This is a genomic window from Microbacterium sp. FW305-3-2-15-F-LB2 (assembly GCF_058787255.1).
On sequence record NZ_JBYSZO010000001.1, the window covers coordinates 719,126 to 744,737 of the forward strand.

The 25,612-nt window shown below is 70.2% G+C and carries 28 protein-coding genes; 17 read left to right on the forward strand and 11 right to left on the reverse strand.

Translation table 11 applies throughout. From position 1 onward, the window contains the following. Positions 1-41: 41 nt before the first annotated feature. Positions 42-251 carry a DUF1653 domain-containing protein gene (locus tag AC3WLZ_RS03515; protein WP_492469069.1) on the reverse strand — a complete coding sequence of 70 codons (210 nt, stop codon included), beginning with the start codon at positions 249-251 and terminating at the stop codon, positions 42-44. A gap of 197 nt (positions 252-448) precedes the next feature. On the opposite strand from AC3WLZ_RS03515, the gene AC3WLZ_RS03520 reads away from it, so the two are divergent. Beyond that, positions 449-829 (forward strand): hypothetical protein, encoded by a 381-nt coding sequence (locus AC3WLZ_RS03520; protein WP_492469070.1) that lies wholly within the window; start codon positions 449-451, stop codon positions 827-829. 37 nt (positions 830-866) lie between these two features. Here AC3WLZ_RS03520 and AC3WLZ_RS03525 read toward each other — a convergent pair whose 3' ends face one another. The 4 genes from AC3WLZ_RS03525 to AC3WLZ_RS03540 form a co-directional block, all read right to left on the reverse strand. Continuing rightward, positions 867-1,700, reverse strand: a complete 834-nt coding sequence (locus AC3WLZ_RS03525; RefSeq protein WP_492469071.1) for an ADP-dependent NAD(P)H-hydrate dehydratase — start codon at positions 1,698-1,700, stop codon at positions 867-869. Then, positions 1,684-2,409, reverse strand: coding sequence for a histidine phosphatase family protein (locus tag AC3WLZ_RS03530; RefSeq protein WP_492469072.1), 726 nt, complete (start codon positions 2,407-2,409; stop codon positions 1,684-1,686). Before AC3WLZ_RS03530 ends, AC3WLZ_RS03525 begins: the two co-directional genes overlap by 17 nt. Before the next feature lie 124 nt (positions 2,410-2,533). Further along, positions 2,534-2,776, reverse strand: a complete 243-nt coding sequence (locus AC3WLZ_RS03535) for a hypothetical protein (protein WP_492469073.1) — start codon at positions 2,774-2,776, stop codon at positions 2,534-2,536. A gap of 28 nt (positions 2,777-2,804) precedes the next feature. Continuing rightward, positions 2,805-3,521, reverse strand: a complete 717-nt coding sequence (locus tag AC3WLZ_RS03540) for an alpha/beta hydrolase (protein WP_492469074.1) — start codon at positions 3,519-3,521, stop codon at positions 2,805-2,807. Positions 3,522-3,695: 174 nt separating this feature from the next. On the opposite strand from AC3WLZ_RS03540, the gene AC3WLZ_RS03545 reads away from it, so the two are divergent. Both AC3WLZ_RS03545 and AC3WLZ_RS03550 read left to right on the forward strand, forming a co-directional pair. After that, the gene (locus AC3WLZ_RS03545; protein WP_492469075.1) at positions 3,696-4,178 is read left to right on the forward strand and encodes a nucleoside deaminase; all 483 of its coding nucleotides are present in this window, start codon (positions 3,696-3,698) and stop codon (positions 4,176-4,178) included. Positions 4,179-4,259: 81 nt separating this feature from the next. After that, positions 4,260-4,565: a putative quinol monooxygenase gene (locus tag AC3WLZ_RS03550; RefSeq protein ID WP_492469076.1), complete on the forward strand. Its 306-nt coding sequence runs from the start codon at positions 4,260-4,262 to the stop codon at positions 4,563-4,565. 14 nt (positions 4,566-4,579) lie between these two features. Here AC3WLZ_RS03550 and AC3WLZ_RS03555 read toward each other — a convergent pair whose 3' ends face one another. Further along, positions 4,580-5,080: a small multidrug efflux protein gene (locus AC3WLZ_RS03555; protein WP_412923714.1), complete on the reverse strand. Its 501-nt coding sequence runs from the start codon at positions 5,078-5,080 to the stop codon at positions 4,580-4,582. 369 nt (positions 5,081-5,449) lie between these two features. Between AC3WLZ_RS03555 and erm the strand changes: the two genes are divergently transcribed. From erm to AC3WLZ_RS03570, 3 genes are all read left to right on the forward strand, one after another. After that, positions 5,450-6,208 carry a 23S ribosomal RNA methyltransferase Erm gene (gene erm / locus AC3WLZ_RS03560; RefSeq protein ID WP_492469077.1) on the forward strand — a complete coding sequence of 253 codons (759 nt, stop codon included), beginning with the start codon at positions 5,450-5,452 and terminating at the stop codon, positions 6,206-6,208. A gap of 76 nt (positions 6,209-6,284) precedes the next feature. Further along, a complete protein-coding gene (locus tag AC3WLZ_RS03565) occupies positions 6,285-7,460 on the forward strand; it encodes a sensor histidine kinase (protein WP_492469078.1) in 1,176 nt (391 codons plus the stop codon). Continuing rightward, positions 7,457-8,059, forward strand: coding sequence for a response regulator transcription factor (locus AC3WLZ_RS03570; RefSeq protein ID WP_492469079.1), 603 nt, complete (start codon positions 7,457-7,459; stop codon positions 8,057-8,059). Before AC3WLZ_RS03565 ends, AC3WLZ_RS03570 begins: the two co-directional genes overlap by 4 nt. Positions 8,060-8,093: 34 nt before the next feature. On the opposite strand, the gene AC3WLZ_RS03575 is transcribed toward AC3WLZ_RS03570, so the two are convergent. Then, the gene (locus tag AC3WLZ_RS03575; RefSeq protein ID WP_492469080.1) at positions 8,094-8,501 is read right to left on the reverse strand and encodes a RidA family protein; all 408 of its coding nucleotides are present in this window, start codon (positions 8,499-8,501) and stop codon (positions 8,094-8,096) included. Positions 8,502-8,576: 75 nt separating this feature from the next. After that, positions 8,577-9,818 (reverse strand): NAD(P)/FAD-dependent oxidoreductase, encoded by a 1,242-nt coding sequence (locus AC3WLZ_RS03580; protein WP_492469081.1) that lies wholly within the window; start codon positions 9,816-9,818, stop codon positions 8,577-8,579. Between the two features lie 191 nt (positions 9,819-10,009). On the opposite strand from AC3WLZ_RS03580, the gene AC3WLZ_RS03585 reads away from it, so the two are divergent. The 3 genes from AC3WLZ_RS03585 to sucD all read left to right on the forward strand — a co-directional run bounded on the left by AC3WLZ_RS03585 (position 10,010) and on the right by sucD (position 13,077). Further along, positions 10,010-10,858, forward strand: a complete 849-nt coding sequence (locus AC3WLZ_RS03585; RefSeq protein ID WP_492469082.1) for a hypothetical protein — start codon at positions 10,010-10,012, stop codon at positions 10,856-10,858. Between the two features lie 122 nt (positions 10,859-10,980). Next, positions 10,981-12,144, forward strand: coding sequence for an ADP-forming succinate--CoA ligase subunit beta (gene sucC, locus AC3WLZ_RS03590; RefSeq protein WP_492469083.1), 1,164 nt, complete (start codon positions 10,981-10,983; stop codon positions 12,142-12,144). Between the two features lie 30 nt (positions 12,145-12,174). Continuing rightward, entirely contained in the window at positions 12,175-13,077 is a 903-nt protein-coding gene (gene sucD / locus AC3WLZ_RS03595; RefSeq protein WP_412923720.1) for a succinate--CoA ligase subunit alpha, read from the forward strand. Positions 13,078-13,272: 195 nt separating this feature from the next. Here the strand turns inward: sucD and AC3WLZ_RS03600 are convergent, their stop codons facing one another. Beyond that, complete coding sequence (locus tag AC3WLZ_RS03600; RefSeq protein WP_412923722.1) at positions 13,273-14,724, reverse strand: NCS2 family permease; 1,452 nt, start codon at positions 14,722-14,724, stop codon at positions 13,273-13,275. A 63-nt stretch (positions 14,725-14,787) separates the two neighbouring features. Here AC3WLZ_RS03600 and AC3WLZ_RS03605 point away from each other — a divergent pair, with 63 nt between their 5' ends. From AC3WLZ_RS03605 to purH, 4 genes are all read left to right on the forward strand, one after another. Beyond that, positions 14,788-15,225 (forward strand): nitroreductase family deazaflavin-dependent oxidoreductase, encoded by a 438-nt coding sequence (locus AC3WLZ_RS03605; protein WP_492469084.1) that lies wholly within the window; start codon positions 14,788-14,790, stop codon positions 15,223-15,225. A gap of 140 nt (positions 15,226-15,365) precedes the next feature. Next, positions 15,366-16,859 (forward strand): cell division protein PerM, encoded by a 1,494-nt coding sequence (locus AC3WLZ_RS03610; RefSeq protein ID WP_492469085.1) that lies wholly within the window; start codon positions 15,366-15,368, stop codon positions 16,857-16,859. Positions 16,860-16,864: 5 nt separating this feature from the next. Next, entirely contained in the window at positions 16,865-17,464 is a 600-nt protein-coding gene (purN, locus tag AC3WLZ_RS03615; protein ID WP_492469086.1) for a phosphoribosylglycinamide formyltransferase, read from the forward strand. A 62-nt stretch (positions 17,465-17,526) separates the two neighbouring features. Beyond that, positions 17,527-19,137 carry a bifunctional phosphoribosylaminoimidazolecarboxamide formyltransferase/IMP cyclohydrolase gene (purH, locus tag AC3WLZ_RS03620; protein ID WP_412923726.1) on the forward strand — a complete coding sequence of 537 codons (1,611 nt, stop codon included), beginning with the start codon at positions 17,527-17,529 and terminating at the stop codon, positions 19,135-19,137. A 157-nt stretch (positions 19,138-19,294) separates the two neighbouring features. On the opposite strand, the gene AC3WLZ_RS03625 is transcribed toward purH, so the two are convergent. After that, complete coding sequence (locus AC3WLZ_RS03625) at positions 19,295-19,810, reverse strand: DUF1697 domain-containing protein (protein ID WP_492469087.1); 516 nt, start codon at positions 19,808-19,810, stop codon at positions 19,295-19,297. 46 nt (positions 19,811-19,856) lie between these two features. Further along, positions 19,857-21,284 carry a dihydrolipoyl dehydrogenase family protein gene (locus tag AC3WLZ_RS03630; RefSeq protein ID WP_492469088.1) on the reverse strand — a complete coding sequence of 476 codons (1,428 nt, stop codon included), beginning with the start codon at positions 21,282-21,284 and terminating at the stop codon, positions 19,857-19,859. 180 nt (positions 21,285-21,464) lie between these two features. Here AC3WLZ_RS03630 and AC3WLZ_RS03635 point away from each other — a divergent pair, with 180 nt between their 5' ends. From AC3WLZ_RS03635 to AC3WLZ_RS03650, 4 genes are read left to right on the forward strand one after another with little or no spacing between them, the layout of a single operon-like run. Next, positions 21,465-22,490 carry a LacI family DNA-binding transcriptional regulator gene (locus tag AC3WLZ_RS03635; protein ID WP_412923730.1) on the forward strand — a complete coding sequence of 342 codons (1,026 nt, stop codon included), beginning with the start codon at positions 21,465-21,467 and terminating at the stop codon, positions 22,488-22,490. A 38-nt stretch (positions 22,491-22,528) separates the two neighbouring features. Further along, positions 22,529-23,812 (forward strand): extracellular solute-binding protein, encoded by a 1,284-nt coding sequence (locus AC3WLZ_RS03640; protein WP_492469089.1) that lies wholly within the window; start codon positions 22,529-22,531, stop codon positions 23,810-23,812. Position 23,813: 1 nt separating this feature from the next. Beyond that, a complete protein-coding gene (locus AC3WLZ_RS03645; RefSeq protein ID WP_492469090.1) occupies positions 23,814-24,788 on the forward strand; it encodes a carbohydrate ABC transporter permease in 975 nt (324 codons plus the stop codon). Next, positions 24,785-25,612: a carbohydrate ABC transporter permease gene (locus tag AC3WLZ_RS03650; RefSeq protein WP_492469091.1), complete on the forward strand. Its 828-nt coding sequence runs from the start codon at positions 24,785-24,787 to the stop codon at positions 25,610-25,612. The genes AC3WLZ_RS03645 and AC3WLZ_RS03650 overlap by 4 nt, the downstream gene beginning before the upstream one ends.

A 25,612-nucleotide genomic window follows, 5' to 3' on the forward strand; every position in this document is an offset into this window, starting at 1 on the left:
GCCGTCGCCAGGACGATGCCGGGAAGCTCGACCGCTCGCCGCTAAGCGATCCGCCGAAACCTGGGGCCCGAGTACCCGTCCCGCTCCACATGCCCCACGAACATTTCCACCGGACGCACCCAGTACGAGTAGTCGTCGTAGAGCTTGCGGTAGGAGGCGAAGACCTCCTCGGTCTCGGAGTGCCGCGCGATGCCGAACACCTCGTACCGCTGGCCTTTGAAGTGCTCGTAGATGCCGGGTTCGATGTCCATTCGCCCGTCCCCTTTCCGTGACGCCCCACCGAGTCTGTCAGCCGGGCGAACCTTGGCACTGTGCCCTGCCCGTGTCGAGGCTCTCCGTGATCGCCATCCTCCGCCATACGTTCTCGCGCGGACCGCCGAGGAGGACACATGGTCGATCGCATCGAGCACATCTGGGGCACCCGCACGCAGTTCGCGCGAGGGGAGTGGTGACCGGTCCGCGTCGATACGGCCTTCAAGCGCAGAGCCCGGAGGAGAAAGCCGACGAAGAACGCCGTTACGCGCGTGCGTCGGCGGCGAGTTCCGTTGAGGATTTCGAGCCCTTCTTCACCGATCCGAACCAGGCGATCCGCAACGTCGCCGCGCTGAATCCGCACGCCAGCGCCGAGGTGCTGGATCGCTTCGCCGACGACCGCTTCTGGAGCGTCAGGATCGCCGTGGCCGAGCATCCGACGACGACGCGAGAGACTCTGCTGCGTCTGCTGGAACCCGACCCGCGGCGGCGGGGCATCGTGCACCACGCCGCACGTGAGCGGCTCGAAGCCGAGGGCGTCCGGTTCGACGACGAGGGCACGATCGTCGCCGAGTGAGATTCTCGGCCGGCTGGGGCTCCGATCGCTGGATAACTCAGCTCTCGTGCACCACCGCCGTCAGCTCGGGCAGCAGATCCCGCGCGAGGAAGCCGATACCCACCCGCTCGGTGAGGCGGTCGCCCGCGCGGGCGTGCGTCCACCCGCCCCACACGGCGGCGCGTTCGGGCTCCATGCCGAGAGCCGCGAACCCGGTGATCGCGCCCGAGAGCACGTCTCCGCTGCCGGCGGTGCCGAGGCCTGAGCTGCCCGGCTCGGCCTGCCAGGTGCGGCCGTCCGGGTGCGCCACCGTGCCGAAGCAGTGCACGACCGCGTCGTATCGCCGCGCGATCTCGGCCACGTCGGCCGAGCGGTCGTCGCCGAGGTCGCGTTCGAGCAGGAGCGCGGCCTCCTCCTCGTTGGCGTTGAGCAGAAGGTCGTCGGGAAGGATGCCGCGGTCCACCGATCCCAGGATGCCGAGCGCGAACGCGTCGAGCACCAGCCGATCGATCTCGGCGTCGGCGACGGAGTGGAGCGCCGCGCGGGTGGCATCCGGGTCGTCGAATCCGGGGCCCAGGAGCACGGCATCCGCGGACCCGAGTGCGGAGCGCAGGAAGTCGTCGATGGGTGCCGAACCCGGCGGCAGGGGATAGAGGCCCGCTTCGGGCATCGCGGGGCCGAGGTACGGCGCGATGTCAGCGGGGACGGCGAGGCCTACGCGCCCCGCTCCGACGCGGAGCGTTGCTTCGGCGGAGAGCAGGACGGCGCCCGGCGAGCGCGTCGAGCCGCCGACCACGATCACCTGACCACGTGACTTCTTCGAGCCGCCGGCATCGGGGAGCCCCCACTCCCGCAGCAGGGCGAGATCGACCCTCTCAGTCGTGCGCGACATCGTCATCTCCGGAGTGCGTCGTGATGTCCGCGCCCTCGGCGGCGAGGTGCTCGACCGACGAGAACGTCATGAGCTTCCACCCGTCGTCCGTGCGCACGAGCTCGGTGACCGAGGCGTTGCGCACCGTGTGTTCGGAGGCGAAGGCGAGCAGTTCGGCTTCGCTCATCTCCAACAGCACGTACAGCGCGAGCATGATCACCGCGTCGTGAGCGACGACGAGCACGGTGGCCGGTGACGCCTCGAGCCGCTCCGAGAAGAACGACCGGAGGCGCAGCGTGACATCGGCCCATGACTCGCCGCCCGGCGGCCGGTGGAAGAACTTGCCGAGGTGCCGGCGTCGTGTCGCCTCCTCGGGGTGCAGCTCCTGGACCCCACGCGTCGTCAGGAGATCCAGGATGCCGAGTTCCCGGTCACGAAGTCGTTCGTCGACGATCGTCCGAGGCGACGCGGGCTGCCCGCCGAGCGCGAGCGACAGAGTCTGCCGTGCCCGAAAGTACGGCGACACCCAGTACTCGTCGACGGGCGCATCGAGCGAATCGACCCAGGCGCGCAGCGCCTCCGCTTGCTCCCTCCCCACCGGGGAGAGTTCCACGTCGGCATCCCGGGTGTCGAGCTCGATGACCGGCGCGCCAGTTCGCTCGGCCGCCGACGCGGCGACGTTGCCTTTGCTTTCCCCGTGCCGGATGAGCAACAGTCGTGTCACTGCCATACCGGGAAGGTAGGTCAGCGGCGGTGGAGTTCGCGCGGGCGTTGACAGAAGTCACGCCGACAGGCAGACCGCGACCATTCTGGGAGCCGGGGATGCCACGGGCTTGGGCCGGACTCGGCCTCACTCACTCGCCCGCGGGCGGGGGAGGAGTGAGACCGAGATCCTCGTCCAGTTGTTCTTCGGTGACCGTGTCGCCGGGGACCGGCGTCCGGAACGGCGGCGCCTCGGCCGACGAAGGGACCACCTCATTGCCCTCGTCAACCGCCTCGTCGAAGAGGACGTCGACGTCGTGGTCGATGTCGATCTCGCGCCCGTCCCGGTCGGGGGCGCCCCGGTGCACGGGCAGGAACGGGTCGCTCATCGCCACGGTCGTGTCCTCTCCCTCGTCGTTGGGCTCAGCCGATCTGGGCGATCGCGTCGGTGATGACCTTCGCGACCTCGGCCGGGTGCGACTGCATTACGAGGTGCGGTGCGTCGATCTCGACGACCGAACGGAGACCGGCGCGCGTGTAGCCGAAGCGTTCGACGTCGGGGTTGATGGTGTGGTCGGCGCTGGACACGATGCCCCAGGCCGGCTTCGTCTTCCACGCGGCGACCGGTGCCGGCTCGCCGAAGGCGAGCGCGGCCAGGGGCCGTTGCGACACCGCGAGCACCTCCGCCGTCTCGAGGGGCACGCCGTGCGCGAAGACGTCGGGGAAGGCCGAGATCTCCACCGTCACGTCGGTGCCGTCCTCCGCCCCTTCGACGGGGAACGGCGTGTAGACGAGGTTCTGCGCGAGGTCGGAGTCGGGAAAGCCGCCCTGGAGTTGCCCCAGGCTCTCGCCCTCCTCCAACGCGTAGCCAGAGACGTAGACGAGGCCGACAACGTTCTCTGCGACACCGGCGACGGTGATGACGGCGCCGCCGTAGGAGTGTCCGGCGAGCAGGACGGGTCCGTCGATGTGCTCGACGACCGAGCGGATGTACGCGGCGTCACCGAGGAGACTGCGGTTGGGGACGGCGGGCACTCGGACCGTGTAGCCCTGGTCGAGGAGCGTTCGCGTGACGGGCGCCCAGCTCGCGGAATCGGCGAAGGCGCCGTGGACGAGGACGATGGTGGGGGAATCGGACATGGGGAACTGCTCCTCTCACGAACGGCGGAGGTGCCGCGCAGCCGGAGGTTAAGACCTCGGCGGGGCGGGAAGCTATGGACAGGAGTCGAAATCCGGTGCGACCGGCGACGGAGGGTTCTGTCTCCTGCGCCGAACCCGCGACACGTGCCGACATCGACCTGGGATCATCGACGCATGTCCGACACCCTCACCCCGACCGAACTCGCCCACCTGCGCCGTGCGATCCAGGTGTCCGTCGATGCCCGCGCCCACGGCAACCACCCCTTCGGCGCGATCCTCGTCACCGCGGACGGCCGGGTCCTCGAGGCCGAGAACACCGTCATCACCGACCGCGATGTCACCTGCCATGCCGAGACGAACCTCGTGCGCCTCGCCTGGCGCGAACGGGATGCCACTGAGCTGGCGGCATCCACTCTCTACACGTCGTGCGAGCCCTGCGCGATGTGCGCAGGTGCCATGTTCTGGGCGGGCATCGGGCGCATGGTCTACGCCCTCTCGGGCACCGGACTCATCGCGCTCGCCGAGTCGGAGGACGGCGGGCGTGAGCTCGACCTGCCGTCGCGCGAGGTCTTCGCCCACGGCACCCCTCTCGTCGAGGTGTCGGGCCCGCACCTGGAGGACATCGCCGCCGAGCCGCATCGGGGATTCTGGGGCTGAGCGCCGTCGCTGTCGGCGATCCGCCGAAGCCTGGCAGTCGTCCGGCGGCGGAGACGCCGACGAGACCGTAGCGTCGGCGTCATGATCGTCCGTGTCTCCGAAGCGCATGTACGGCCCGGGAGGGAGACCGAGTTCGTATCGGTCCTCCGCGAGCTCGTCGCCGCGTTCCCCGCGCGGTACGCGGGGCTCCTCCGCCACGAGGTGCTCGTGGACCTGGCCGACTCCAGCCGGGTGCAATACGTGAGCGTCTGGAGCGACGCGGAGGCGCTCGTCGCCTACGCCGGGGAGGGCTGGCGCACCGACCCGGTGACGTTCCCCGACGAGGAGACGTATCTCGCCCGGCCCCTCGTGCTCCGGCACTTCGGGTCGGTCGCCATCCCGGGCTGAGGCATCCGCGGGCGTCACGCCACGGCGCGGATGACCCCCGTGATGATCAGAGTCACCACGGTCGTCCACAGGGCGATCGCCGTTGCCTGCCACGCGATGACCCGCACCGGCGGCACACCCGTCGCCGTCAGCGCGGCGGCCGTGAACTGCGTGGGCAGCAGCAGGGGGCCGAGCAGGCTCACCCCCGCCGTGCCGTAGCGGTGGTAGGCGCGGTCGAACTTCTGCCGACGCGGGGACAGCGGCTCGGCCGCGCCACCCCGGCGCGTTGTCACGGCGGTGCGGACACGCGAACTGACCAGCACGACGACAGCGACGCAGACGAGATTGCCGATCGCACCCGCCCCGGCCGAGAGGACGGGGTGGATGCCACCGACGATCCCGATCGCGGCGGCTCCTTCACCCTCGATGAACGGCACAGCGCCGGCGAGGGCGACGATGAGCGGCTGCACGAGGTCGGGCACCCCGGCGACGAGGTTCTGGAAGCCGAGGACGAGGTCCGAGACAGGGTTCGACATGAGTGCTCCTGGGGATGAGGTGCGGTGTTTTCCGCGGTGGTTCCACTTCACCGGCCCCACGCGCGTCGCGGCAGTGTCGCCGTGTCACGGGCGAGCGGGAAGATCCTCCGATTCACCCGTGACGAATGTCACGGAACTCATCCGCTCGCGCACATTCGTTTAGCCTGGGGACGTGGGTTCGATAAACAGCGCGCTCCTGACGGGGCGCTTCTTCACTTTCCGCGACCGCCGCGCCTGACGGCGCGCTCGCTCCCGCTCGCATAAGCGCGCCGTCCTTCCGAGACGTCATCCGCACCTCGGAGGGTTTTTCGCGTACCCACCGACGCTGCCCTACGGGGTGCTCCCCTTCCCACACTCGGAGCACCGCTCATGTCTCGTTCCCCCCGTGGCGGCCGCCACGAACTCGGCCAGAACTTCCTCGTCCACTCGCCGTCGATCAAGACCATCACCGACTTGGTGAGATCGACGAGCGGCCCTCTCCTCGAGCTCGGCGCCGGAGACGGTGCCCTGACGCGCCACCTCGCCGCCTTGGGGAGACCCCTCACTGCAATCGAGATCGACGAGCGATGTGTCCGCCAGCTCGCCGCACGACTCCCCACCGTCGACGTCGTCCACGCCGATGCGTTGCACGTCGACCTCGACGCGCCGACCATCGTGGGCAACATCCCGTTCCACTTGACCACACCGATTCTCCGTCGTCTCCTCCGTGCACAGCGGTGGAAGCACGCCGTGCTTCTGACTCAGTGGGAGGTCGCGCGGAAACGCGCCGGCGTAGGCGGCGGAACCCTGATGACCGCGCAGAATGCGCCGTGGTACCGGTTCGCGCTGCGCGGTCGCGTGCCACGCGGCGGATTCGCTACGGCGCCGAGCGTCGACGGAGGCATCCTCACGATCGATCGCCGAGCCTCGCCGCTGATCGGAGCCGCCGACAAGCGAGCGTACGAGCAGTTCGTCGCCGCGGTGTTCGCCGGGCGGGGCGGACGTCTCGAACGCATCGTTCATCATGCGACCCGATCGAGCCCATCCACCGCTCGGAGCGCGGTTCTGCGCGCGGACGCCCGCGGTGCGCTTCCTCGCGACCTGACGGCAGAGCAGTGGGCGCTCCTCTGGTCGGCGCTGCGCGGCTGAACGTGTGGCCTCGGCGACTTCGACTCCCGCCCGGCTTCGCACCCATGACGAATGTCACGGACGTACAGTGGCCGGGGTGAGCACACCAGCCGCCAGCACCGCGTACGCCCGCGACGTGAGCGTGACGTGGTGGTACACGGCATCCTCGATTCTGTTCTTCGTCATATTCGGCCTGGTGGTGTGGGCTTTCCCTGTTGCCGCCGACCCCGTCGTCTTGTCGGTGCCGTTCGCGATCACCGTGTACGCCGTCGGCGCCGCGGGGGCGATCGCGGTCTCCGTCCTCTTGCTCCGGAGTTACCGGCGTGAGCCCGTCGACGAGGAATCCCCGCCGCGGATGCCTCGGCTCCTCGTTCTCGCCGGAATCGCCTCCGCGGCCCTCGTCGGCTTCGGTGCCGGGTCGCTGATTCTCGGCACATGCTTCGCGGCGTACTTCCTATGTCTGGTGCGGTGGCGCAACGGCATCCGGCTTCGGCTGGTCGCTCTGCTGATCCTCGTGATCGTCGCGGTCTGGTACGTGGACGCCGCGCACGTGACGCCACGTCGCGACCAGGCGCCGATGCTCGGTCTCGTGCTGTTCATCGCGATGATCCCCGCGCTGACCGCCGCGTCGCTGTGGTGGTGGGACATCGTCCGCGAACTCGACCGCGCACGCCGTGCGGAGGGGAAGCTCGCCGCCGCCCAGGAACGGCTGCGGTTGGCCGGCGACCTGCATGACCTCCAGGGCCACCACCTGCAGGTGATCGCGCTGCAGCTCGAGCTCGCCGAGAAGCTGCTCGAACGCGACCCTGCCGCAGCCGCCGACCAGGTGCGGGCGGCGCGCGTCAGCGTCGATGAAGCCCGACGCGGTACCCGCGATCTCGCCACTCGCTTCCGCGGGGTCCCGCTCCCGGACGAGCTTGCGAACGCCGCCGATCTCCTCCGGGCCGCGGGTCTCACGGTCGAACTGCGCGTCGACGCCGAGGCTCACCGCTCTCCCGCCGACGTGCTCGGACCGGTCGTGCGCGAGGCCACGACGAACGTGCTCAAGCACGGCGGGGGAGGCGTGGCATCCCTCTCTCTCGGCCGCCACCGCGACGACTGGGTCCTCGTCGTCGAGAACGACGCGGGCGCCGAGGGGTCTCCCGTCCACGGCAGCGCGGGGCTGCGCGGGATAGCCGAGCGCGTCGGAACGGTCGGCGGATCCATGGATGCCTCCCGCGCCGACGCCGTGTTCCGTCTCACCGTCCGTGTTCCCGAGGCGGTGACCGCATGATCCGTGTGCTGATCGCTGACGACGAGGACATGATCCGCACGGCACTCGCCGCCCTCCTGCGGCTGGAGGACGACCTCGAGGTCGTCGCCGAGTGCCGCGACGGAGAGAGCGCGCTCGCCGAAGCCGAACGCCTACGGCCCGACGTCTGCCTTCTCGACCTCGAGATGCCCGGACTCGACGGCGTGGACACTGCCGCGCGAATCCTCCGGCGCGTGCCCTCGCGCTGCGTCATCGTGACGCGGCACGCGCGGCCAGGGGTGCTGCGCCGTGCCTTGGGTGCCGGGGTCGACGGCTTCCTGCCGAAGTCGAGACCCGCGGATGACGTGGCCGCAGTCATCCGGGAGGTCGCCGCCGGGCGTCGCTACGTCGACCCCGAGATCGCGGCCGACGCCCTGAGCGACGAACGCAGTCCCCTCACCGACCGCGAGCTCGATGTGCTGCGCGCCGGCGCACGCGGGGAGACGGTCGCCGAGATCGCGGTATCCCTCCACCTCTCGGCCGGGACGGTGCGCAACCACGTGTCGTCGGTGCTCGGCAAACTCGGGCTCGCGAGCCGGCAGCAGGCGACGATCCATGCGCGCGAGCGCGGCTGGATCTGAACGGCGCCGCGGCCCGGGGCCGACGGCGGCGCGGTCAGTCCCGCACGGCCGCGACCGCCTCGATCTCGACGAGCTGATCGTCGTACCCGAGGACGGTGACACCGAGCAGGGTACTCGGTACGTCGTGGTCGCCGAACGCGTCGCGGACGACCTCCCACGCCGTGACGAGATCCGCCCGACGGGTGGATGCCACGAGCACTCGCGTGCTGACGACATCAGTGATCTCGGCGCCCGCCGCGCGGAGTGCGATCCTCATGTTCTCGATGCAGGCCGCGGCCTGCGCGGCGTAGTCGGCGGCCCCGGCGGTCGAGCCGTCCGGGTTCAGCGGGCAGGAGCCGGCCAGGAAGATCAGTCGTGCATTCGCGGGAGCGGTGGCGGCGTAGGCGTACTCGGCGGCGTCGGAGAGCGCGGACGAGCGGATGAGGGTGACGGCGGAGGGCATGGTCTCATCCTCGCCGACCCACTCCGTGAGCCCGAGCCTCGCGGCGGGTTCGCTCGCGCACCAGAGAGAACGGGCTCACCCCGCGCTCAAGTAGCGGTGGACGAGGGTGACGGCCATGGCCCCCTCGCCGACGGCCGACGCGACCCGCTTGATCGAGTTCGAGCGGACATCGCCGGCCGCGAAGATCCCCGGCACGGACGTCTCCAGGAAGAAGGGGTCCCGCGCCAGCGGCCACGTCGCCCGCTGCTCCGCGGTCAGGTCTGGCCCGGTCGCGACGAAACCCCGGGCGTCGAGCACGACGTCCGTCTCCGCCGCCCACCGCGTGTTGGCCTCCCCTCCGATGCAGACGAAGAGGTGCCGGGCATCCCGCGTCGTGCGGGTTCCGCTCTCGTCCAGGACGATCTGCCGCAGTCGTGTGTCGCCGTCCAGCTCGACGACACGGGTGTCGGTGAGCACCCGGATGCGGGGGTGCGTGAGCACGCGGGTCGAGAGGTAGCTCGACATGGTCGACGACAGTGAGGGACCCCGCACGATCAGGGTGACACGTCGCGCGTAGGCGGCGAGGTTCATCGCGGCCTGGCCCGCGGAGTTCGCGCCGCCCACGACGTAGACGTCCTGATCGGTGCAGGCCGGCGCCTCGCTGGTGCCGGCGCCGTAGTAGACGCCCGCCCCGACCAACTCTTCTTCGCGCGCCAGTCCCAAGCGCCGCCACTGGATGCCGGTGGCGCACACGGCTGCGTCCGCCGTCAGTCGAGAACCATCCGCGAGGACTGCGCGGACATCGTGGTCGCGAAAGGTCCGGTCGACCCCCTCGCGCATGAGGATGAACTCCGCTCCGAAGCGAACGGCCTGCCGGCGGGCATGATCGGCGAGTTCTGCGCCGGAGATGCCGTCCGGGAAGCCGAGGTAATTCTCGATGAGGCTGCTGGAACCGGCTTGTCCTCCGACCGCGTCCCGTTCGATGACGGCGACGTTGAGCCCCTCGGACGCGGCGTACACCGCCGCCGACAGCCCGGCGGGCCCGGCCCCGAAGATCAGGAGGTCGTAGGTCCGCCGCCGTGGCGGCATCACCCAGCCGAGCTGCGTCGCCACCTCGGCCGGCGACGGGTCTTCCATCACCACGCTGTCGTCGATGATCAGGAGGGGAAGTCTCCGGCGCGCCAGGTCCACGCCGTGGACCACGCTCACGGATGCCGGAGTCACCGTCTCGGAGGTGAACGCGAGGGCACTGCGTGTCAGGTAGTCCCGAAGGGCGAAGCCGTCGCGGCTTTCGGCGACGTCGATGAGATGGAGGCGGGGCGCGATTCTGTCGCTCATGGCGTCTGCCGTTCGTGGTGCGCGGGACGGGTGCGCCCGAAACTAGCCCAACGTCGGCGGTCTCGCCTGCGACCAGCGTCGAAAGCTGCAGCGACGGGTGTCGGCGGCCCGCCCGGGCGGCACCCTTTCACGCTCGAGGGGCCGTGGCAACCCGCGAGAGGGACGTGATCGGCCGTCCCTAGCGTGGACGCATGAGCCAGAAGACGACCCATCGAATTCTGTCCGCCGTCCTCACCACCTCCGCCGCGGGAGTGCTGCTCGCCGGGTGCGTCGGCTCTCCCGACGCCGCGCCGGAGACCTCTCTCCCGGCAGCGTCGGCATCCGCGCCGACGTCGAGCGAGACGGCGACGCCGCCCGCGTCGGACGCCGCGGTGTCGCAAGACGACGCGATCGCGGTCGTCAAGAGCTACCTGTCGGCCGTGCAGGCCGAGCAGTGGACGGACGCCTACGCGCTGCTGTCGGACGGCGCGCGGACGGCCGTCGGCTCCGAGCAGCAGTTCGCGGATGCCGCGGCATCCGGCATCGTCCGACCGGATGCCGCCGCGGGGTATCTCGGTACGGACGGTGTGATCGAGGCGACGGAGGGCCCCGTCGCCGGGTCCGTGCTCGTGACGGCCGTCCGAGACCGAATCGCCGACGCCTGGTTGGTCCGCTCCGCGGACGCGGGTGCGCGCATCGACGACGCCGGCGTTCCCCCCACGGGACAGAGCCCCTACGAATGGGTGAACCCCGCCGCCGGTCCCGAGGACGTTCGCGACGTCGCGCCACTCGATCCGAGCGCGCCCGCCGCGATAATCTTCACCGACCTGGGAGAGGACGCGGGGGAGAACCTCGTCGGGTACCCCGATGAGCTGACCGCCTACCTCGGGACCACCGAGGCGGCGGCGTCCCTCGCATCCAGTGAGGATCAGCTCCGATGGGACATCCCGGTCGACACCGAGCAGCTGGCGAGCGGGACTGTGCCGCTCACCGTGGTGTGGAAAGCCGGCGGCGACGGCGATCTGTGGCGCACGAGCACGACGGCCCTCTTCCTCCCCTGACCGCGGAGTTCTCGTCCGGGCCGTTCAGCCCCGTCTAGTAGGGTGGACGACGGGCGAGATCTCTTGATATCGAGAGATATCCCGCCATCTCCCACCACCGATCGCCCAGCGAAGGATCATCCGTGGATCTCTACGAGTACCAGGCACGAGACCTGTTCGAAAAGTACGAGGTGCCGGTGCTCGCCGGCATCATCGCCGACACCCCTGAGGAGGCGAAGGCGGCCGCAGAGAAGCTCGGCGGAGTCGTCGTCGTCAAGGCTCAGGTCAAGACCGGAGGCCGCGGCAAGGCCGGCGGCGTCAAGGTCGCGAAGAACCCCGAGGAAGCGTTCGAGGCCGCGCAGGCCATCCTCGGCCTCGACATCAAGGGCCACGTCGTCAAGCGCGTCATGGTCGCCGCGGGCGCCCGCATCGCCAAGGAGTTCTACTTCTCGGTGCTGCTCGACCGTGCCAACCGCTCCTACCTGTCGCTGTCCAGCGTCGAGGGCGGCATGGAGATCGAAGAGCTGGCGGTCGAGCGTCCCGAGGCGCTCGCACGCGTCGAGGTCGACCCGCTCGAGGGCATCTCGCCCGAGAAGGCGCTCGAGATCGCGAAGGCTGCGAAGTTCGACGATGAGCTTGCCCCCAAGGTCGCCGACGTGTTCGTCAAGCTCTACAACGTGTACAAGGGCGAGGACGCCACGCTCGTCGAGGTGAACCCCCTCATCCAGTCCGAGGACGGCGACATCATCGCCCTCGACGGCAAGGTCTCGCTCGACGAGAACGCCGGCTTCCGTCACCCCGAGCACGAAGAGCTCGAAGACAAGGATGCCGCCGACCCCCTCGAGGCGAAGGCCAAGCAGCACGACCTCAACTACGTCAAGCTCGACGGTCAGGTCGGCATCATCGGCAACGGCGCGGGCCTGGTCATGTCGACCCTCGACGTCGTCGCCTACGCCGGCGAGAACCACGGTGGCGTCAAGCCCGCGAACTTCCTCGACATCGGCGGCGGCGCTTCGGCGACGGTCATGGCTGCCGGTCTCGACGTCATCCTCGGCGACGAGCAGGTCAAGAGCGTGTTCGTCAACGTCTTCGGTGGCATCACCTCGTGCGTCGCCGTCGCGGAGGGCATCGTGAAGGCGCTGGAGATCCTCGGCGACGCCGCCACCAAGCCGCTCGTGGTCCGTCTCGACGGCAACCAGGTCGAAGAGGGTCGCGCGATCCTCGCCGCCGCCAACCACCCGCTCGTCACGCTCGCCGCCGGTATGGACGAGGGCGCCGACAAGGCCGCCGAGCTGGCGAACGCCTGAGCCGCGGCATCGGAACAAGGAACTAGGACTATGTCGATCTACCTCAACAAGGACTCCAAGGTCATCGTCCAGGGCATCACCGGCGGCGAGGGCACCAAGCACACCGCGCTCATGCTCAAGGCCGGCACGAACGTCGTCGGCGGCGTGAACGCCCGCAAGGCCGGCACGACGGTCACGCACAAGGATGCCGCCGGCAACGACGTCGAACTGCCCGTCTACGCCTCGGTCGAAGAGGCCATCCGCGAGACCGGCGCCGACGTGTCGATCGCGTTCGTGCCCCCGGCCTTCACGAAGGACGCGATGGTCGAGGCCATCGACGCCGAGATCCCGCTGCTCGTCGTGATCACCGAGGGCGTGCCCGTCGGTGACACCGCCGAGGCGTGGGCGTACGCGAAGTCGAAGGGCGAGAAGACCCGCATCATCGGCCCGAACTGCCCCGGCATCATCACGCCCGGTGAAGCGCTCGTCGGCATCACGCCCGCCAACATCACCGGCAAGGGCCCGATCGGCCTCGTCTCCAAGTCGGGCACCCTGACCTACCAGATGATGTTCGAGCTGCGCGACCTGGGCTTCTCGACCGCCATCGGCATCGGCGGAGACCCGATCATCGGAACCACGCACATCGACGCGCTCGCCGCGTTCGAGGCCGACCCCGAGACCAAGGCCATCGTCATGATCGGTGAGATCGGCGGCGACGCCGAGGAGCGCGCGGCGGCGTTCATCGCCGAGAACGTCACCAAGCCGGTCGTCGGCTACGTCGCGGGCTTCACCGCCCCCGAGGGCAAGACCATGGGCCACGCCGGCGCCATCGTCTCCGGCTCCGCCGGTACCGCCCAGGCGAAGAAGGAGGCCCTCGAGGCTGCCGGCGTCAAGGTCGGCAAGACGCCGTCCGAGACCGCCGCCCTGATGCGCGAGATCATCGAGGCCCTCTAAGCGGTTCTGTTTCCGGGCCCGGATGCCACTGGCATCCGGGCCCTTTCGCGTGCCTCGCGTGTTCGCGGCGCCCCGGGGTCGAGGCCCCGGTCGAGCGCACACGTTCGGGTCGAGCGCCCACGGTCGGGTCGGCCGAATCGTGGGCGCTCGGCCGGATCGTGGGCGCTCGCGCTGTGAAGCGGGCCGGGCCGCGGGTCAGCCCAGCAGCGCCTCGACCGGGCCGCGCGCGAAGAACACGACGAAGCCGGCCGCGACGATCCACAGCAGGGGGCTCACGCGGCGTGCGCGACCGGACAGGGCCTGGATGACGACCCAGCTGACGAAGCCCGCGCCGATGCCGTTGGCGATCGAGTAGGTCAGGGGCATGATCGTCACGGTCAGGAACACCGGGATCAGCACCGACAGGTCGCTGAGGTCGACGTGGCGGATCTGGCCCATCATGAGCGCACCCACGATGACGAGCGCGGCGGCGGCGATCTCGGTGGGCACGATGCTCGTCAGCGGCGTGAAGAACATCGCCAGGAGGAACAGCGCTCCGGTGACGACGTTCGCCAGACCCGTGCGGGCGCCCTCGCCGATGCCCGACCCGGACTCGATGAACACGGTGTTCGACGATGACGAGGTGGCACCGCCGGCGACGGCACCGATGCCCTCGATGATGAGGGCCGAGCGCAGCCGCGGGAACGTCCCGTCGGGGGCGGCGAGGCCCGCCTCGCGGGAGAGGCCGGTCATCGTGCCCATGGCGTCGAAGAAGTTGGTGAAGACGAGCGTGAACACGAGCATCAGCGCGGCGAGCACGCCGATGCGGCCGAACGAGCCGAAGAGGTCGACCTGGCCGACCAGCGACAGGTCGGGGAGCCCGACCCACTGCGCGGGCACGGTCGGGACGCTGAGACCCCAGCCCCCGGGGTTCTCGGCGGAGCGGGCGCCGAGCTGGGCCACGGCCTCGACGATCACGGCGATCACGGTGCCGCTCAGCAGGCCGATCAACAGCGCCGCCTTGACCTTCCGCACCATCAGCACGGCGGTGATCAGCAGCGTCAGGACGAAGAGCGCGGTGGGGATCGTGGCGATGGATCCCTGAACGCCGAGTCCGACGGGCGGCGACGACAGGCCCGTCGCGGTGACCAGGCCGCTGTCGACGAAGCCGATGAACGCGATGAACAGGCCGATGCCCACCGTGATCGCGGTCTTGAGAGCGAGCGGCACCGCCTCGAAGATCATGCGACGCAGGCCCGTGACCGCGAGCAGCACGATGATGAGCCCGTTGATGACGACGAGGCCCATGGCCTCGGGCCACGTCACGCCGCCGACGATGCCGACGGCGAGGAACGAATTGATACCGAGACCGGCGGCGAACGCGAACGGCAGGCGCGTGACGAGGCCGAACAGCATCGTCATGACGCCGGCGGTGAGGGCCGTGACCGCCGCCACCTGCGGGAAGCCCAGAGCGTTCCCGGCGACATCGGGGGTGCCCGACAGGATGATCGGATTCAGGATGACGATGTAGGCCATCGTCACGAAGGTCACCACCCCGCCGCGCACCTCGGCGCTGACGGAGGAACCCCGGGCGGTGATCTCGAAGAACCGATCGAGCGCGTTCTTCGGTGCGGGGGCGGTGGTGGTCTCGGGAGCGGGCGTGCTCATGGGGGCTCCAGGAGGGGGGATGAGTCGGTGCCGAGGGCGGAAACGGGCCGTATCGTGGGGGACATGCCGCTTTCAGGACAGTATCTGCCCAGCACCAGCGAATGGGCCCGTTCGCAGGCCGAGACCTTCGAGGCCACCGGGGGTCAGGAAGGCGCCGAACTGCGCGGCGTTCCCATCATCGTCCTCACCACCGTGGGGGCAAAAACGGGTGGGCTGCGCAAGACGGCGCTCATGCGCGTCGAGCACGACGGCCGCTACCTCGTCGTGGCATCCAAGGGCGGCGCCCCCGAGCACCCCGCGTGGTTCTACAACCTCGTGAAGAACCCGCGTGTCGAGCTCCAGGACGGCGACGTCAAGCGCGAGTACGAAGCGCACCAGGCCGACGGCGTCGAGCGCGACGAGTGGTGGGACCGTGCCGTCGCCGTCTGGCCCGACTACGCCGAGTACCAGAAGAAGACCGAGCGTCGCATCGAGATCTTCGTCCTGGAGCCGGTCGACTGATCCGTTCGCGTGAGGGGTCATTTTCTGTCGCCGCGAAGCCCTCCAAGCGACGGAAACCGACCCCTCACGCGGGTGACGGAGGGGGATGCCGCCGCGCCTGAGGGGCCCGGCGGGGCAGCGCGGGTAGGGTCGGTCTGCTCATGCATCGTCTCCTCGTCGCCCTCCTCGCCGCCCTCGACGCGCTCCTGGCCGCCGCGGTCGGCATCGCCGTCGTGCTCGCCCCGCTCGCGCTCCTGTGGGTGGTCGCGCTGGGCGACGCCGATTGGTCGGCCCTCTGGCCCGCCGCCGCCGCCGTGTGGCATCTCGGTCACCTCGTCCCCGTCACGGTGACGCTGCCGGACGCCTACCTCGCTGCGACCGGCGTCGACCCGTCGCTCGCGACCTTCACGCTGTCCCTTGCGCCGCTCGCGTTCGCCGCGTTCACGGGCTTGTTCGCCGCCCGGTCCGGCATCCGCGGCGCCGAGTCGGGGGCCGCGCTCACCGGGTGGCTCTCCGGATCCCTCGTCTTCGCCGGAATCGCGGCCCTCGTGGCGTTCACGTCTACGGCTCCGCTGGTGTCGTTCGAGACCTGGCAGGCGATCCTGTTCCCCGCCCTCATCTTCGCCGTTCCGTCGTTGGTCGGCGCGTTCGCGGGCGCTTGGCGGGTGGGAGACGACGGTCCGGTCGACCGCCTGCGTGCCTGGCGCGATCGGATGCCGACCGCCTGGGCGCTCGTTCCGACCCTGGCGCTGCGCGGTGCGGCACTCACGACGTTGGGTCTCGTGGCCGTCGGCGGTGTCGTCGTCACCGTGGGGCTCCTCGCCCGGGGAACGCAGATCATCGCGCTGTTCCAGGCGAGCAACGTCGACGGGATCGGTGCGACTGTGCTCGCCCTCGGTCAGCTCGTCTACCTCCCGACACTCGTGCTGTGGGCGGTGGCGTTCGCCGCCGGCCCCGGATTCGCGCTCGGAACCGACACGGCCGTGACCCCCGCGGCCACCCAGGTCGGAGCGCTGCCCGGCATCCCGATCCTCGGAATCATTCCCGAGACGTCGTCGTCATGGCTCCTGCTCCTCGCCCTGCTGCCGGTCGCCGTCGGTGCGGTGACGGGGTGGATCCTCCGGGCGCAGATGCCCGAGCGCGACGGCCGCGAGCCGGTCGCGCCGCGGGTGACGGTCGCGGTTGCGGTCGCCGCCCTCACCGGGGGCATCGGTGCCCTGATCGCGGTGTTCTCGGGCGGATCCGTCGGCCCGGGCAGACTCGCTGAGACGGGCCCGCAGCCCGGGCCCCTTGCGCTCGCGCTCGGTCTGGAGGTCCTCGTCGGCCTCGCGATCCTGCTGCTCGCGCCGCGCACCTCCCTTCCACGGCGCGCGTCGCAGGAGCGAACGGATGCCGACCGCGTGCCCGAGACCGTGGGCGTGTTCCGCGATCGCCCGTCCGAAGCGATGCTCACCGCGGCGGCCGCGGCGCCGTGGATCGCCGATCACCGACTCGAGGACACGACGACCCCCGCGCCGTCCGTCGACGCCGCCGACGACGACGTGCAGGCCCGGATCCGCGAGGCCTGGTCGCGCGCCGAGCCGCTGCCGGACGGGTGGGGGCAGGCCCCCGACACCGACGCGACCGGTGGCCGAGACGCCCGCCCCGTAGACTGACCCCCGTGCTCACGGTCGCCGTCCTCATCTCCGGCACCGGCTCCAACCTCCGCGCCCTGCTCGAGGCGGCTGCCGCCCCCGACTTCCCGGCGCGCGTGATCGCGGTCGGTGCCGATCGCGAAGCCGACGGCTTCGCCCACGCCGAGCACTTCGGCATCCCGACCTTCCTCGTCCCCTTCGACGCCTTCGAAACGCGCGCCGAGTGGGGTGCCGAGCTCGGGGCGCAACTGCGCGTCTGGCAGCCCGACCTCGTCGTGCTGAGCGGACTCATGCGACTGCTTCCCGCCGACCTCGTCGCCGAGTGGGAGCCGCACATCATCAACACGCACCCCGCCTACCTGCCGGAGTTCCCGGGCGCGCACGGCGTCCGCGACGCCCTCCGCGCGGGTGTCGCGCAGACCGGCGCGAGCGTCATCGTCGTGGACTCGGGCGTCGACACCGGCCCGATCCTCGCGCAGGAGCGGATCCCCGTCCTCCCCGGCGACGATGAGGACGCCCTGCACGAGCGCATCAAGCCCGTCGAGCGGCGCCTTCTCATCGATGTCGTCCGTCGCATCGCCGAGGGCGATCTCGACCTGGATGCCGCAGCCACCCCCACCCCCTGATCCCGCGGCGGTCACCCCGCCGTGCCCTTCGAACCCCGACACGAGACACAGGAGCCGCAGCCATGGCCGGACCCCGCCACGACCCCGCCGACTACCGTCCCCGTGACGTCGTCCCGATCCGCCGCGCGCTGGTGTCGGTGAGCGACAAGACCGGCCTGCTGGAATTCGCGCAGGCGCTCGCCTCGGCCGGTGTGGAGATCGTGTCGACCGGCGGTTCCGCGACGCTGCTGCGCGACGCCGGGCTCGCCGTCACCGACGTCTCCGCCATCACCGGCTTCCCCGAGTCCCTCGACGGGCGCGTGAAGACGCTGCACCCGAACGTGCACGCGGGCCTCCTCGCCGACCTGCGGCTCGCCAGCCACGAGACGCAGCTCGAAGACCTCGGCATCCTGCCCTTCGAACTCGTGGTCGTGAACCTCTACCCATTCGTCGAGACCGTGGCATCCGGTGCCGAGGGCGACGACGTCGTGGAGCAGATCGACATCGGCGGCCCCGCGATGGTGCGCGCGTCGGCGAAGAATCACGCCAACGTCGCGATCGTGGTCTCGCCCGAGTCGTACCCCGCGATCGTCGAGTCGCTGCGACGTGACGGCGGCACCTCGCTCGTGCAGCGTCGCGAACTGGCCGCGCGGGCGTTCTCGCACACCGCCGCCTACGACACCGCGGTCTCGACCTGGTTCGCCGAGGGAACGATCGGCGACGACATCGACCTGCCCGCGCACCTGACGATCCAGGCGGAGCGTCTGTCGACCCTCCGCTACGGCGAGAACGCGCACCAGCGCGCCGCGATCTACACCCGCGTCGGCGGACACGGCATCGCCCAGGCGACGCAGCTGCAGGGCAAGGAGATGTCGTACAACAACTACGTCGACGCCGACGCCGCCCTGCGCGCCGCGTTCGACATGGTCAAGCCGGCCGTCGCGATCATCAAGCACGCCAACCCGTGCGGCATCGCTGTGGCGGCCCCGAACGCCCTCGACCCGATCGCCTCGGCGCACCTGCGCGCGCACGAGTGCGACCCCGTCTCGGCATTCGGCGGCGTCATCGCCGCAAACCGCACGGTCACGCTGAAGATGGCGGAGAACCTCCGCGACATCTTCACCGAGGTCATCATCGCGCCCGACTTCGAGCCCGAAGCGCTCGAGGTGTTCAAGCTCAAGAAGAACCTGCGCGTGCTGCAGCTCCCGGCCGACTGGCGTCAGGAGCCCATGGACGTGCGCCTCGTCTCGGGCGGCCTGCTGCTCCAGGATGCCGACCGGTTCCCCGCCGACATCGAGTCGGTCGCGAAGAACTGGGAGCTCGTTTCGGGGGAGCGCCCCGCCGACGAGGACATGACGAACCTCATCTTCGCCTGGAAGGCGTGCCGCGCCGTGAAGTCGAACGCCATCGTGCTCGCGAAGGGTTCGGCGACGGTCGGCATCGGCATGGGTCAGGTCAACCGCGTCGACTCGTGCCGCCTCGCCGTCGAGCGCGCGGGCGACCGTGCGGCCGGTTCGATCGCGGCATCCGACGCCTTCTTCCCCTTCGCCGACGGGCCCCAGGTGCTCATCGACGCCGGGATCTCGGCGATCATCCAGCCGGGCGGTTCGGTGCGGGATGCCGAGGTCATCGACGCCGCGCGCGCCGCCGGCGTGACGATGTTCTTCACGGGCGAGCGCCACTTCTTCCACTGACGCGCTGTTCCCTCGCGATAAACCGCGCTGTTCCCTCGCGATAAACGCGGTTTCTCGCGAGACACGCTGCGGCGCGGCGAGTCTGGGAAGAATCGGCGTTTATCGCCGTGGGCGTGCGGCAGCAGAGCGCGTGCGCGGGTGGGGCGGCGGGTGAGTGTCAGGCGCTCAGGTCGATCAGCTTCGCGATCGTGTTGGCGTTGCGCGCGGTACCGGTGACGCCGAGACGCTTCTCGAACCAGCCGGCCTGCAGCTTCGACCCGCCGATCCCCTCGGGGTAGCGCACGAACACCTCGCGCCCGTCGAGCACGGCTTCTTCCGGGATGCCGGGAGGCAAAGCCAGCACGGTGGTGGGCGCGGCGTCGAGGAAGACCGTCTGCACCCACCGCCCCTCCGCGGCGTCGGCGAACGGGTTGCGGGCGCGGGCGTCGGCAAGTTCGGCGTGCGAGCGCACGATCACCGGCAGGTCGTGGCCGAACGCCCGGCGCACGGCATCCCGGACCGTCTCGGCCGTCTCGTCGGGCGAGTGGCCCCCGTCGTCGAGCACGACGTTCCCCGCCACCTGCAGAGTGACGACCCCACCAAGGCCCGCGGATGCCAGCACCTCGCGCAGCGCGGGCATCTTCAGTGCCGTGGGTCCGCCGACACCGCGGATGAGTGCGATGGCCTTCGGCATCCTGTCTTCTTCCTTCGCGGGTGAGGAGCCGTGATGTGTCGGAGACTTACGCCGAATCGCGGCCCAGGGTCTCGAGAAGGCGCAGCCACACCTCGCTCACCGTCGGGTACGAGGGCACCGCGTGCCACAGGCGCTTCACGGGCACCTCGCCGACGATGGCGATCGTCGCGGAGTGCAGGAGCTCGGCGATGTCGGGGCCGACGAACGTCGCGCCCACGAGCACCCCGCGGTCGAGGTCGACGATCGCGCGTGCCTTGCCGACGTACGCGTCGGACTGCTCGCTCGACCCGGCGACGTGGGCGAGGTCGTAGTCGAGCACCTTCACGTTCAGTCCGCGCTCCTCGGCCTTCTTCGCGGTGAGGCCGACGGATGCCACCTCGGGGTCGGTGAACGTGACCTGAGGCACGGCGTCGTGGTCGGCGGTCGCGACGTGGGCGCCCCACGGGGCGTCGTCCACCTCGCCGTCCTGCGCGCGGGCCGCGATGACGTCGCCGGCGGCACGGGCCTGGTACTTGCCCTGGTGGGTGAGGAGCGCGCGGTGGTTGACGTCGCCGACGGCGTAGAGCCAGTCGAAGCCCCGCACGAGGAGGGTGTCGTCGACGTCGAGCCACGAGCCCTCCTCGAGCCCGACGGTGTCCAGGCCCAGGTCGATGGTGCGGGGGACGCGACCGGTGGCCACCAGCACCTCGTCGGCGGTCACAGCGCTGCCGTCGGACAGCTCGAGGACGCGGCGCCCGGCGTCGTCGCGGCGGGCGGCGGTGGCATCCACCCCCGTTTTCACCGTCACCCCGCGCTCTCGCAGCGAGTCGGCGACGAGTTCACCGGCGAACGGCTCGGTGCCGCCCAGCAGGCCCGAGCGCGCGATGATCGTCACCTGCGCGCCCAGGCTCGCGAAGGCCGTCGCCATCTCGGCGCCCACGACGCCGCCGCCGAGGATCGCGAGCGAGCCCGGGACGCTCTGCACCGCGGTGGCCTCGCGGCTCGTCCACGGCTCGATGTCGGCCAGGCCCGGGATGTCGGGGAGCAGCGCCGCGGAACCGGTGCACACCGCGACCGCGTGGCGGGCGACGAGATCGGTGGTGGTGCCGTCGTCGGCGGTCACGCGGACCGTCTTCTCGCCGGTGAGTCGGCCGTGTCCGCGAGCGAGCTCGATGCCGGCGCCCTCGAGCCACGAGACCTGCCCGGCGTCGTTCCAGTTGCTGGTCATCGAGTCGCGGCGGCGGAGCACGGCCGCGACGTCGAGGTCGCCGGTAACGGCCTGCTTCGCGCCGTCGACGTCGCGGGCGGCGCGAAGGGCGGCTCCGCTTCGCAGCAGGGCCTTGGACGGCATGCACGCCCAGTACGAGCACTCGCCCCCGACCAGTTCGGACTCGACGATCACGGCGGAGAGCCCCGCCTGCACGGCGCGGTCGGCGACGTTCTCTCCGACGGGGCCGGCACCGATGACGATCAGGTCGTATTCGCGTTCGCTCATGCCGCTCACGCTACCGACGGCCGGCGACATCGGGGAGGGGTTGCGGCGCGGGATGCCGGAGGGTGCGGCGCAACGCGGCGCCCGGGAGGAGAACACCCAGGGTTGACGCTCGCCCTGAACCGGTTTAGCCTTACCTGACTGAACCGGTTTAGACCGATGGATGCCACAACGAGGTGAAGCATGACGAACGAGACGCGACCCACGATCGCCGACGTCGCGCGCCGCGCCGGGGTCAGCAAGGGACTGGTGTCGTTCGCGTTGAACGGCCGAGCCGGTGTCGCCCCCGACACCCGCGACCGCATCCTCTCGGTCGCCGCCGAGATGGGGTGGAGCCCCAGCCTGCGAGCCCGCTCGCTCAGCGTCGGCCGCGCCTTCGCGTGCGGTCTCGTGATCGGCCGCAGCCCCGACGTCATCGCCGCCGACCCCTTCTTCCCGTCGTTCATCGCGGGCGTCGAGGACGAGTTCTCCGTCTCGGGCCAGGTGCTCGTCCTGGCGGCCGCGACACCCGGTCGCCACGAGGAGGAGACCTACCGCGGACTCGCGGCGGATCGCCGCGTCGACGGCGTGATCCTCTCCGACCTCCGCGCCGGCGACCCGCGCATCGACCTCGTCGCGAGCCTCGGCATCGCCGCCGTGACGCTCGGCGTCCCCGACGTCGACAGCCCCTTCACGTCCGTCTCCGTCGACGACGGCGCCGGCATCCGGCTCGCGGTCGACCACCTCGCCGACCTCGGGCACACCGACATCGCCCACGTCGCGGGACCCTTCGCGATGCTGCACGGACGCCACCGCGCGGCCGCGTTCGAGGCCGCGGCGCGGGCGCGTGGCATCCATGCCCGTGTCGTCGAGACCGACTTCAGCGCGGCCGACGGCGCGCGGGCCACCACCGCCCTGCTCGACGCGGACGTGCCGCCCACGGCGATCGTCTACTCGAACGACAACATGGCCATCGCGGGCCTCGGCACGGCGCAGCGCCGCGGCCTGTCCGTTCCCCGCGACCTCTCGATCACCGGCTTCGACGACACCGAACTCGGCCGGCACCTGTTCCCCGCGCTGACCAGCGTCTCCACCGATGCGCGCGGCTGGGGCGCGGTCGCGGCACGCGCGCTGCTGCAGGCCATCGCGGGAGCCGAGCCCGAGGCGCTCGTCCTCGCCGACCCCGCACTCCGCGTGCGCGACTCCACCGCGGCGCCGAACCGAAGCTGACACCCGCGGGCCCCCGCCCGCCCCACAAGGAGGAAGACATGCGACGACGCATTCTCGCCACAGCAGTAGCCGCCACCGGCATCCTCGCCCTCTCCGCGTGCAGCGGAGGCGGCGGAGGTGCCTCGGGCCTGGACGCCAAAGGCCCCATCACGATCTGGTACTCCAACAACGAGGCCGAGATCGCCTGGGGCCAGCAGATGGTCGAGGCCTGGAACGCCGACCACCCCGACGAGCAGATCACCGCGCAGGAGATCCCCGCCGGCTCCTCGAGCGAAGAGGTCATCGGCGCGGCGATCACCGCCGGGAACGCGCCGTGCCTGGTGTTCAACACCTCGCCGGCGGCGGTCCCCGGGTTCCAGCGTCAGGGCGGGCTCGTGAACCTGTCGGAGTTCCCCGACGGCGAGCAGTACATCACCGACCGCAGCGGCGACCTGGCCGACCAGTACCGGTCGGACGACGGCGGCTTCTACCAGCTGCCGTGGAAGAGCAACCCCGTGATGATCTTCTACAACAAGGACCTGTTCGCCAAGGCCGGGCTCGACCCCGAAAACCCGCAGCTGTCGACGTACGACCAGTTCCTGAGCGCCGCGCAGAAGCTGAAGGCCGCGGGCGTCTCGGACTACGCCATCAACCCCGCGCCCACGAGCGAGTTCTTCCAGTCGTGGTTCGACTTCTACCCGCTCTACGCCGCCCAGACCGGGGGGAAGCAGCTCGTCGAGGACGGCAAGGCCACCTTCGACGACGCCGACGGTGAGGCCGTCGCCGACTTCTGGCGCACGATCTACGCCGACCAGCTCGCCGGCAACGAGCAGTACCAGGGCGACGCGTTCGCCGACGGCAAGGCCGCCATGGCCATCGTCGGGCCGTGGGCCGTGTCGGTCTACAAGGACAAGGTCAACTGGGGCGCCGTGCCCGTGCCGACCGAGAAGGGCACCGCGGCCGACCAGACGTGGACCTTCAGCGACGCCAAGAACGTCGGCCTCTTCACCGCGTGCGAGAACAAGGGCACCGCGTGGGATGTGCTGAAGTTCGCGACGAGCCAGGAGCAGGACGGCAAATGGCTCGAGGAGACGGGTCAGATGCCTTTGCGCACCGACCTGACCACCACGTACGCCGACTACTTCAGCGCCAACCCGGCATACCAGCAGTTCGGCGACCAGGCCGCGCGCACCGTGGAGGTGCCGAACGTCACCAACTCGGTCGAGATCTGGCAGGCGTTCCGAGACGGCTACTCCAAGGCGGTCATCTTCGGCGAGGGAGACGTAAAGACCTTCCTCTCGGATGCCAAGACCCAGATCGACCAGCTCACGGCGGGGCAGTGACATGACCGCCGATCTCACCCGCCCAACCGGGAGGACCGGGGGCGACCCCGGCCTGCCCGGTCGGGCGGGGGGAGCGGGGGATGCCGGGAAGAAGCGGCGCCGTCCGTTCGGAGCGCAGCCGCTCGGCATCCTGTTCTCCGCTCCGTACGTCATCTTCATCGGGGTGGTGTTCGCCTACCCGATCGTGTTCGCGGTGTGGATGTCGTTCCACGACTACTTCTTCACGGCCCCGGGCGCGAAGGTGGACCGTCCGTTCGTCGGCCTCGACAATTACGTCACGGCGCTGAGCGACCCCGCCGTGTGGCGGTCGTTCGGCAACGTGGGGATCTTCCTGCTCATCAACGTCCCGCTGACGGTGGTGCTCTCGATCGTGCTGGCCACGGCCCTGGACCGAGTGGTGCGCGCCCGCGCGTTCTTCCGCGTCGCGTTCTACGTGCCCTACGTCACGGCGTCCGTCGCCGTGGTCGCGGTGTGGCTGTTCCTGTTCTCGAACTCGGGGCTGATCAACAACGCGCTCGGCCCGCTCGCGCCGACCCCGTCGTGGCTGGTGAACTCCGCCCTGGCGATGCCGACGATCGCGCTGTTCGTCACGTGGAAGGGTCTCGGGTTCTACATCCTGCTGTACCTCGCCGCGCTGCAGAACGTTCCGCGTGAGCTCCACGAGTCGGTCGCCGTCGACGGTGGTGGACGTATCCGGCAGTTCTTCTCCGTCACGGTGCCCGGAGTGCGTCCGGCGACGTTCCTCGTGGTTCTGCTGGCCACGATCACGGGCGCGAACCTCTTCACCGAGCCCTACCTGCTCACCAACGGCGGGGGACCCAACGGCGCGTCGACCTCGCCCGTGCTGCTGATCTACCAGAAGGGCATCGAACAGCAGAACCCCGACGTGGCCGCGGCCATCGGCGTGGTGCTCATCGTGTTCGTGCTGATCATCGCGGCGCTCCAGCGCCGGTTCGTGGGGAGGGAGGAATCATGAGGACCAAGGTCGTCACGTACGGTGTTCTGACGCTCGGCGCCCTGGCGTTCCTGTTCCCGTTCTATTACATGGTGGTCGGCTCGTTGCAGACGAGTCCCGACACCTCGATCGCGGGTGCGTTCCCGCACCCGTCGAACCTGACGTTCGAGAACTACACGGCGATCGACGGGCGCATCAACCTGCTGAAGGGCCTGGTGAACTCGAGCATCTTCACCGGGGGAGTGATCCTCGGCACGATCGTGTTCGGCGTGCTCGCCGGGTACGCGCTGGCGGTGCTGAAATGGCGTGGCCGGTCGGCGACCTTCGCGCTCGTGCTGCTGGTGCAGGTGATCCCGTTCCAACTGCTGATGATCCCGCTGTACGTGATGATCGCCCGCGACTACGGCCTGTCGGACAGCTACCTGGGCATGATCCTGCCGTTCTTCATCAACTCCACGGCCGTCGTGATCTTCCGGCAGTACTTCCTGCAGCTCCCCAAGGAGCTGTTCGACGCCGCCCGCATCGACGGCGCCAACGAGTTCCGGTTGCTGTGGAGCGTCGCGCTGCCGCTCGTGCGCCCCGCGTTGCTGACGGCCGTGCTGCTGACCTTCATCGGTCCGTGGAACGAGTTCCTGTGGCCCTTCCTCATCACGAAGGACGCCACGATGCAGCCGCTGGCGGTGTCGCTGGCGAACTTCATCTCCACCATCGCGGCCTCCACCGCCAACCCCTTCGGCGCGATGATGGCCGGCGCCGTCGTGCTCGCCGCCCCCGCGGTGGCGCTGTTCCTGATCTTCCAGCGCTACTTCACCTCGAACGACCTCGGATCCGGAGTGAAAGGATGA

Excerpts from the sequence above, each read along its gene's own strand:
- AC3WLZ_RS03650 (WP_492469091.1), top strand. The coding sequence starts at position 24,785 with ATGAGGACCAAGGTCGTCACGTACGGTGTTCTGACGCTCGGCGCCCTG.
- AC3WLZ_RS03640 (WP_492469089.1), top strand. The coding sequence starts at position 22,529 with ATGCGACGACGCATTCTCGCCACAGCAGTAGCCGCCACCGGCATCCTC.
- AC3WLZ_RS03525 (WP_492469071.1), bottom strand. The coding sequence starts at position 1,700 with ATGTCGCGCACGACTGAGAGGGTCGATCTCGCCCTGCTGCGGGAGTGG.
- AC3WLZ_RS03550 (WP_492469076.1), top strand. The coding sequence starts at position 4,260 with ATGATCGTCCGTGTCTCCGAAGCGCATGTACGGCCCGGGAGGGAGACC.
- AC3WLZ_RS03645 (WP_492469090.1), top strand. The coding sequence starts at position 23,814 with ATGACCGCCGATCTCACCCGCCCAACCGGGAGGACCGGGGGCGACCCC.
- AC3WLZ_RS03530 (WP_492469072.1), bottom strand. The coding sequence starts at position 2,409 with ATGGCAGTGACACGACTGTTGCTCATCCGGCACGGGGAAAGCAAAGGC.
- AC3WLZ_RS03600 (WP_412923722.1), bottom strand. The coding sequence starts at position 14,724 with ATGAGCACGCCCGCTCCCGAGACCACCACCGCCCCCGCACCGAAGAAC.
- AC3WLZ_RS03555 (WP_412923714.1), bottom strand. The coding sequence starts at position 5,080 with ATGTCGAACCCTGTCTCGGACCTCGTCCTCGGCTTCCAGAACCTCGTC.
- AC3WLZ_RS03575 (WP_492469080.1), bottom strand. The coding sequence starts at position 8,501 with ATGCCCTCCGCCGTCACCCTCATCCGCTCGTCCGCGCTCTCCGACGCC.
- AC3WLZ_RS03515 (WP_492469069.1), bottom strand. The coding sequence starts at position 251 with ATGGACATCGAACCCGGCATCTACGAGCACTTCAAAGGCCAGCGGTAC.
- AC3WLZ_RS03580 (WP_492469081.1), bottom strand. The coding sequence starts at position 9,818 with ATGAGCGACAGAATCGCGCCCCGCCTCCATCTCATCGACGTCGCCGAA.
- AC3WLZ_RS03610 (WP_492469085.1), top strand. The coding sequence starts at position 15,366 with ATGCATCGTCTCCTCGTCGCCCTCCTCGCCGCCCTCGACGCGCTCCTG.
- sucD (WP_412923720.1), top strand. The coding sequence starts at position 12,175 with ATGTCGATCTACCTCAACAAGGACTCCAAGGTCATCGTCCAGGGCATC.
- purH (WP_412923726.1), top strand. The coding sequence starts at position 17,527 with ATGGCCGGACCCCGCCACGACCCCGCCGACTACCGTCCCCGTGACGTC.
- AC3WLZ_RS03540 (WP_492469074.1), bottom strand. The coding sequence starts at position 3,521 with ATGTCCGATTCCCCCACCATCGTCCTCGTCCACGGCGCCTTCGCCGAT.
- AC3WLZ_RS03570 (WP_492469079.1), top strand. The coding sequence starts at position 7,457 with ATGATCCGTGTGCTGATCGCTGACGACGAGGACATGATCCGCACGGCA.
- AC3WLZ_RS03630 (WP_492469088.1), bottom strand. The coding sequence starts at position 21,284 with ATGAGCGAACGCGAATACGACCTGATCGTCATCGGTGCCGGCCCCGTC.
- AC3WLZ_RS03605 (WP_492469084.1), top strand. The coding sequence starts at position 14,788 with ATGCCGCTTTCAGGACAGTATCTGCCCAGCACCAGCGAATGGGCCCGT.
- AC3WLZ_RS03545 (WP_492469075.1), top strand. The coding sequence starts at position 3,696 with ATGTCCGACACCCTCACCCCGACCGAACTCGCCCACCTGCGCCGTGCG.
- AC3WLZ_RS03635 (WP_412923730.1), top strand. The coding sequence starts at position 21,465 with ATGACGAACGAGACGCGACCCACGATCGCCGACGTCGCGCGCCGCGCC.
- AC3WLZ_RS03625 (WP_492469087.1), bottom strand. The coding sequence starts at position 19,810 with ATGCCGAAGGCCATCGCACTCATCCGCGGTGTCGGCGGACCCACGGCA.
- erm (WP_492469077.1), top strand. The coding sequence starts at position 5,450 with ATGTCTCGTTCCCCCCGTGGCGGCCGCCACGAACTCGGCCAGAACTTC.
- AC3WLZ_RS03585 (WP_492469082.1), top strand. The coding sequence starts at position 10,010 with ATGAGCCAGAAGACGACCCATCGAATTCTGTCCGCCGTCCTCACCACC.